The sequence below is a fragment of the Streptomyces sp. NPDC059037 genome (assembly GCF_042740015.1).
Lineage (GTDB): Bacteria > Actinomycetota > Actinomycetes > Streptomycetales > Streptomycetaceae > Streptomyces.
The window spans coordinates 1-6437 of sequence record NZ_JBHYIG010000407.1 but is presented as its reverse complement, the minus strand read 5'-3'; the positions used below and the strand labels follow the sequence as shown (position 1 = coordinate 6437).

The following is a 6437-nucleotide window of genomic DNA, read 5'->3' as shown; positions in this document are numbered from 1 at the left end:
TCCTTGGTCTTGTAGTGGATGTAGATCGCCTCGGGACTCATGCCCGCGCGGCCCGCGATGTCCCGCGTCGTCGTCGCGTGGTACCCGCGCTCGGCGAAGGCCTCGACGGCGGCGACGAGCAGCCGCCGTGCCGCGTCAGGCGTGACCTCGCCCCATGGCTGGTCCGCTGCCTCGACCTCGGTCTCCTCCGCCGCGCTCATGCCCACTCCTTCCGCCGGTCGGAAGGGACACCATACCCCTGGTGGTGAGCAAGCGCTTAGGGCGCCGGATCAGGCCGGTGGCCTGAAAGGATCAGGCCACCGGCTTGTACGGGTCGTGATCGGCAAGCATCTTCTCCAGGCGGGCCTGGTCCACACGGCTGACGATCTGGTCGGCCTCCTGCCGGTCCCTGACGACCTTGGCGAGCGTGAACGCGGACGTCGTCAGGTACAGCACGGAGACGGCGAGGAAGGCGCGGATCCAGCCGCTGACGTCGAGGCTGTAGATGCCGCCGGCCGTCGCGGCGAGCGCCACGGCGAACGAGGCGACCGCCTGGCCGTAGTAGGCGGTGGTGTTCTGCTGCTTGACCGGTGTCTCACTCATGCCCCAGAGCCTGGCCCGGGAACGACGCCGCGACATCCGCTCTCGTACTCAACTTCGGTACTCAGTACGCCGGTCGGGCCCCGCGGCCTCAGAACGCGGAGACCCCCGTCAGCGCCCGCCCGATGACCAGCTTCTGGATCTGGCTCGTGCCTTCGTAGAGCGTCATCACACGGGCGTCGCGCAGCAGCTTGCCCGCCGGGTACTCGTCGATGTAGCCGTAGCCGCCGAAGACCTGCAGCGCGTTGTTGGCGGCGCGGACGGCGGCCTCCGACGCGAACAGCTTCGCCTTGGAGGACTCCGTGGTGAACGGCTGCCCCCGGTCGATGAGGTCGGCGACCCGCCAGGTGAGCAGCCGGGCCGCGTCCACGTCGACCGCGATGTCGGTGATCAGCTCCTGGACCAGTTGATGGTGGGCGATGGTCCTGCCGAACTGCTCGCGCTCGGTCGCGTACGTCACCGCCGCGTCCAGGGCGGCCTGGGCGATGCCCACACAGCCGGCGGCGACCGACATCCGCCCCTTGGCGAGCGCCGACATGGCGACCGAGAAGCCCTTGCCCTCGGGCGCCATCATGGCCGACGCCGGGACCCGGACGTCCTCCAGGACCAGCTCGGCGGTGGCCTGGCCGCGCAGGCCGAGCTTGCCGTGGATGGTGCGGCGGCTCAGTCCTGGGGTGTCGGTCGGCACGAGGAAGGCGGAGACGCCCTGGTGTCCGGGGGCGTCGGTCGACCGTGCGAAGAGCAGCACGACATCGGCCCAGGTGCCGTTCGTGATGAACATCTTGGAGCCGTTGATGACGTAGGAGTCGCCGTCGCGCACGGCCTTGGTCGAGAGGTTCCCCGCGTCGGACCCGGTGCCCGGCTCGGTGAGCCCGAAGCAGCCGACGAGCTCCCCGGAGGTGAGCCCCGGCAGCCACCGCCGCTTCTGCTCCTCGTCGCCCCAGTACGCGATGGTCTTGGCGACAAGCCCCAGCGAGACCGACACGATGCCGCGCACGGAGGAGTCGCCGCGGCCCAGCTCCTCGGTCACCAGGCAGTACGCGAGGTGGTCGCCGCCCGAGCCGCCGTACTCCTCGTCGATGGTCAGACCGAGGAAGCCGACCTCGCCGAGCTTCTTCACGATCGACCGGTCCACGCTCTCCGCGCGGTCCCACTCCACGACGTGCGGGGCGATCTCGCGCTCGACGAAGTCCCTGGCGAGCCGCTTGACGGCGATCTGCTCCTCGCTGAGCTCCAGATTCATCGAGAACACCCCCACTTTTCCCGGTTCTCCCGGTTTAAATTAGCACTGCTAGTTTCTATTGGCAGCCCTACTATGTGCCGCATGGCCCGACCGCGCAAGCCCCTCCTCAGCAGAGACCGCATCGTGGAAGCGGCGCGCGCGCTCGTGGATGCCGAGGGGCTCACGGCCGTGTCGACGCGCCGGCTCGCCGCCGAGCTCGGGGTGAGCGGACCCTCGCTCTACAACCACTTCCGCACCAAGGACGAGATCCTGGAGGCCGTCGCCGACTCGGTCAGCGCCCAGGTCGACCTGTCGATGTTCGACACCGCCGACGAGCGCGACTGGCGCACGGCCCTGCACGACTGGGCGGTGTCCTACCGGGCGGCGCTCACCCGGCACCCGAACATCGTCCCGGTGCTCGCCCACGGTCCCGGCCGCCGCCCGGCCGCACTGCGCCTCGCGGACGCGGTCTTCGGCGCGATGGTCGACGCGGGCTGGCCCGCGGCGCAGGCGACGTCCATCGGCGCGCTGCTGCGGTTCTTCGTCATGGGCTCGGCGCTCGGCTCGTTCGCCGGGGGCTTCGTGGACGACGAGGCGGCGTACGACCCGGCCGACTATCCGCACCTCGGCCAGGCCCACCTGCTCGCCGACCGCCAGCAGCAGATCGACGAGCGGGCCTTCGAGACCGGCCTGCGGGCCCTGCTCGACGGTCTCGCCCTGCAGTACGAGCAGGTGGCGACGCCCGCCGCCTGACCGGGGCGCGGGGTTCACGGCACACCAAGGCGCCATACCGCCCGACACGTGCGTAGATGTAAAGTGCATCCGCCTTGCCGGGCGAAACATGGACGTAACACGGGAGTGAGTCGTGCGGCCCTCGACGGATGCCAGGCGCCCGCCTCTTGGGGTGCTCCCCTTCGCCGCCCAGGTCCTGCGCGGCCACGCGCAGGTCACCTTCCTGCCCAGCGCCGCCGCGGGCGCCGTCTTCTGCGTCGCGCTGTTCGCGGCGGGCTGGGAGTACGGGCTCTACGGCCTGGCGGGCACGGCGGTCGGCACCGCCACCGCGCGAGCGCTCGGGGCGTCGCGGGAAGGCGTATCCGCCGGCCTCGAAGGCTTCAACGCCTGCCTCACCGCGCTGTGTTTCGCCGTGTTCCTCGGCGCCGAGCACCTGTCCACGGCCGGGCTCGCGCTGGCGGGGTGCGTGGTCGTCACGGTCGTGACGGCGGCCATGACGCAACTGCTCGGCGTCTGGCGCCTTCCGCCCCTGACCATGCCGTACTGCCTGCTGGCCGGTGTGATGACGCTCGCGGCGCCCGGCTTCGAACGGGTGGGGCAGCACGCGAACGGCCCCGCGGCGCTCCCGCGGGCGGCAACGGGCCCCACCACCCTCCAACTCCCCGACCTGGCCAGGGCCTTCTTCGCCGACTTCGCCCAGATCTTCTTCATGCCGCAGTGGTACGTCGGCGCTCTGCTGCTCCTCGGCCTCTTCGTCGCGAGCCGTCGCGCGGGCGCCGTGGCGTGCCTGGGCAGCCTCGTCGGCATCGGCTCGGCGTGGGCGCTCGGTGCGCCCGCCGCGCGGATCGCCGACGGCTCGATGGGATACAACTCGGTGCTCGTCGCCCTCGCGCTGTGCGGCACTTTCCTGCCGGTCCGGGGGGCGACTCTGGCGTACGCACTCGTGGGCGCGGCCACCGCGACCGCCGTCGGCCCCGCACTCTCCGCGCTCCTCGCACCGTCCGGCGGGCATGCCTTCACCTGGCCGTTCATCCTGACGACGCTCGTGTTCCTCGCGGCGGCCCCGTCCTTCCCCCGATTGCGTACGACGATTCCGGCGCCGTCGGGGCGGACGGCGCCGGAATCGGCCGCGGCCGGGGGCGTCAGCGGGAACTCGCCCGCCCCGCAAGCACCTTGATCGAGACGAGAGCGATCACCGCGAGCCCGATGATGTAGGCCGAGACGGCCATCGACGTGCCCGTCGCCTCAAGGAGCAGCACCATCACGAACGGCGCCAGCCCGCCGCCGAACACCGCCGCGATCTGGTAGCCGAGCGAGGCTCCCGTGTACCGCATCTCGGCCGTGAAGAGCTCCGCGAAGAGCGCGGCCTGCGGCCCGTACATGATGCTCAGGAAACAGCTGGTCACGAACGTCCCGACGGCCAGCCACAGCAGCGATCCGGTGTCGATGAGCAGGAACATCGGCACCGCCCAGACCGCGAGCCCCGCCGCGCCGATGGCGTAGATCCGCAGCCGCCCGATGCGGTCGGAGAGCGCCGCGGAGGCCGGGATCAGGGCGAGTTGGGTGAGGCTGACGCAGAGCGAGACGGTGAGGACCGCGCTGCGCTTCATGTCGAGTTCGCGGGTCGTGTAGTCGAGGACGCCGGTGATGATGATGTAGAAGGTCGCCGTGTTCACCGCGAAGGAGCCGCCGGCCAGGAAGACGGTGCCGAGGTGGTGGCGGAGGATGGTGCGCAGCGGGGAACTCTTGCCGCCCCCGTCGCCCTTCTCGCCCTTCTCCTTCTCGGCGAGCGCCTTCTCCGCCGCGCGGAACTCGGGCGTCTCCTCCACGCGGGTGTGGATGTACCAGGCGAGCACGAGGACGAGGATCCCGACCATGAACGGCACCCGCCAGCCCCACGCCTCGAAGGCGCTCTCGCTGGTGGCGGCACCGGCGACCAGGAAGACGGTGTTGGCGGTCACCACACCGATGGGGACGCCCAGTTGGACCAGGCTGCCGTAGAGGCCGCGCTTGCCCTCGGGGGCGTACTCGGTGGCCATCAGCATGGCGCCGCCCCACTGCGCGCCGACCGCGATGCCCTGCAGGACGCGGAGGGTGACGAGCAGGATCGGAGCGGCGATGCCGACGGTCTCGTACGTGGGGAGCAGACCGATGCCGGTGGTCGAGACACCCATCAGCGTCAGCGCGAGGACCAGCATGGGCTTGCGGCCCCGCTTGTCCCCGAGCTGGCCCGCGATGACGCCGCCGATGGGGCGGGCGAGGAAGCCGACGGCGAAGGTCGCGAAGGCGGCGAGGACTCCCGCGGATGAGCTGCCCGCGGGGAAGTAGAGGTCGCCGAGGACGAGGGCTGCGGCTATCCCGAAGACGAAGTAGTCGTACCACTCGACCGCGGAGGCGAGGGCGGCGGCGGTGGCGACCTTGCGGCGGTGGGGATCCGCCGGGTCCTTGGACTTCTGGGTGGGAGCGGAGAGGGGGGCTGCGGAGGTCGGTGCGGGGTCCATGCGGGTGCACACTCCGGTGGTTCCGGGGACGGGACAGGGGGTGGCGCCGTGATTGCAGGGAACGTACCGACCAGTGGGTATGTGGTCAACGGTTCGGACAATTTCTTGCCCCTGGGCAGTGAACGGTGTCCTTGGCCCCCGCCTAGAACACCACCAGCGCCCTGCCGCCCTTCCCCGCGACCATGTTCTCGAAGGCCGCCGGGATGCCGTCCAAGGCGATCCGGTCGGTCACCAGGACCCCCAGGTCAAGGCGCCCCGCCCGGACATGCTCCGCCAGGACCGGCAGGTCCACCGCCGGGTCCGAGTTCCCGTACACGCAGCCCGAAAGCGTCCGCCCCCAGTGGAAGAGCTCCAGGGCGTTGAAGGTGACCTGCTGGTCCTTGCCGCCGATGCCGACCACCGTCGTCCGCCCGCCGCGCCGCGTCGACTCCCACGCCGCCCGGATCGTCACCGCGCGGCCCACGCACTCCACCGCCACGTCCACACCCTGACCACCGGTCAGCTTGCGGATCGCCTTGGGGGTGGTATCGGAGGCGACGACGTACTCCGTCGCCCCCGCCGACCGCGCCAACTCCTCCTTCTCCGGGGAGACATCGACCGCGATGATCTGCGAGGCCCCCGCGATCCGCGCCGCCTGGAGCGTGGCGAGGCCCACCCCGCCGGCCCCGAAGACGGCGACCGTCTCGCCCTCGCGGACCTTCGCCGAGTGGTGCACCGCGCCGTACCCGGTGAGCACCGCACAGCCGAGGAGTGCCGCGTCGGTGAGCGGGACGCCGTCCGGGACCGGCAGTACGCAGTTGGCGGCCACCACCGTCTCCTCGGCGAACGCCGCGACGTTCAGACCGGGGTGGAGATCGCCGCCGTCCGAGGAGCGGTGGGCGTAGACGTCGGCCGCGCCCGCCAGCGCGTTCCCGCACAGCCACACCTCACCGAGCGAGCAGGCGTGACAACTGCCGCAGGACGGCGCCCAGTTGAGCACCACCCCGGCACCCGGCGCGACATGGGTGACACCGGCGCCCACGGACACCACCGTGCCCGCGCCCTCGTGTCCGAGCACCGCCGGCACCGGGACCCGCATCGTGCCGTCGGTCAGGGACAGATCGGAGTGACAGACCCCGGCGGCGGCCAGGCGCACCCGCACCTGGCCGGGGCCCGGCTCGGGCAGGTCGATCTCGGTGATCTCCAGAGGGGACCCGACGGCGGGCAGAACAGCGGCGCGGACCACGATGGCGTACTCCTCAAAGGCGCGGAACAGGAAGAGAATCAGGGCTCAGGGCTCAGGGCTCTGGACTCAGGGCTCAGGGCTCAGGGCTCTGGACTCAGGACTCAGGACTCAGGACTCAGAGCTCTGAGCTCAGAGCTCTGAGCTCAGAGCGCTGAGCGCAGAGCTCGGAGCGCGGGGC

Annotated in this window: 7 protein-coding genes; 2 read left to right on the top strand and 5 right to left on the bottom strand. The window is 71.2% G+C overall.

Features of this window, described 5'->3' with window-relative positions; translation table 11 throughout:
- The 3 genes from ACFWY6_RS43305 to ACFWY6_RS43295 all read right to left on the bottom strand — a co-directional run.
- The coding region (locus ACFWY6_RS43305; protein WP_384702781.1) for a helix-turn-helix domain-containing protein at positions 1–200 on the bottom strand (200 nt) is incomplete at its 3' end.
- Between the two features lie 91 nt (positions 201–291).
- Positions 292–582 carry a YiaA/YiaB family inner membrane protein gene (locus tag ACFWY6_RS43300; protein WP_361816359.1) on the bottom strand — a complete coding sequence of 97 codons (291 nt, stop codon included), beginning with the start codon at positions 580–582 and terminating at the stop codon, positions 292–294.
- An 88-nt stretch (positions 583–670) separates the two neighbouring features.
- A complete protein-coding gene (locus tag ACFWY6_RS43295) occupies positions 671–1822 on the bottom strand; it encodes an acyl-CoA dehydrogenase family protein (RefSeq protein ID WP_384702777.1) in 1152 nt (383 codons plus the stop codon).
- Positions 1823–1894: 72 nt separating this feature from the next.
- Here ACFWY6_RS43295 and ACFWY6_RS43290 point away from each other — a divergent pair, with 72 nt between their 5' ends.
- Complete coding sequence (locus ACFWY6_RS43290) at positions 1895–2554, top strand: TetR/AcrR family transcriptional regulator (RefSeq protein ID WP_384702773.1); 660 nt, start codon at positions 1895–1897, stop codon at positions 2552–2554.
- 112 nt (positions 2555–2666) lie between these two features.
- Positions 2667–3710 carry an urea transporter gene (locus tag ACFWY6_RS43285; RefSeq protein ID WP_384702771.1) on the top strand — a complete coding sequence of 348 codons (1044 nt, stop codon included), beginning with the start codon at positions 2667–2669 and terminating at the stop codon, positions 3708–3710.
- Here ACFWY6_RS43285 and ACFWY6_RS43280 read toward each other — a convergent pair.
- Together ACFWY6_RS43280 and ACFWY6_RS43275 are read right to left on the bottom strand one after the other, a co-directional pair.
- Complete coding sequence (locus ACFWY6_RS43280; protein WP_384702768.1) at positions 3676–5034, bottom strand: MFS transporter; 1359 nt, start codon at positions 5032–5034, stop codon at positions 3676–3678. The two genes, ACFWY6_RS43285 and ACFWY6_RS43280, sit on opposite strands and share 35 nt — an antisense overlap.
- A 142-nt stretch (positions 5035–5176) precedes the next feature.
- On the bottom strand, positions 5177–6259 hold the full coding sequence (locus ACFWY6_RS43275; protein WP_384702765.1) for a Zn-dependent alcohol dehydrogenase: 1083 nt from the start codon (positions 6257–6259) through the stop codon (positions 5177–5179).
- Positions 6260–6437: the final 178 nt, after the last annotated feature.

What these genes read in the sequence shown, in the direction of transcription:
- ACFWY6_RS43300 (WP_361816359.1), bottom strand. Translation starts at nt 582, where the DNA reads ATGAGTGAGACACCGGTCAAGCAGCAGAACACCACCGCCTACTACGGC.
- ACFWY6_RS43295 (WP_384702777.1), bottom strand. Translation starts at nt 1,822, where the DNA reads ATGAATCTGGAGCTCAGCGAGGAGCAGATCGCCGTCAAGCGGCTCGCC.
- ACFWY6_RS43290 (WP_384702773.1), top strand. Translation starts at nt 1,895, where the DNA reads ATGTGCCGCATGGCCCGACCGCGCAAGCCCCTCCTCAGCAGAGACCGC.
- ACFWY6_RS43280 (WP_384702768.1), bottom strand. Translation starts at nt 5,034, where the DNA reads ATGGACCCCGCACCGACCTCCGCAGCCCCCCTCTCCGCTCCCACCCAG.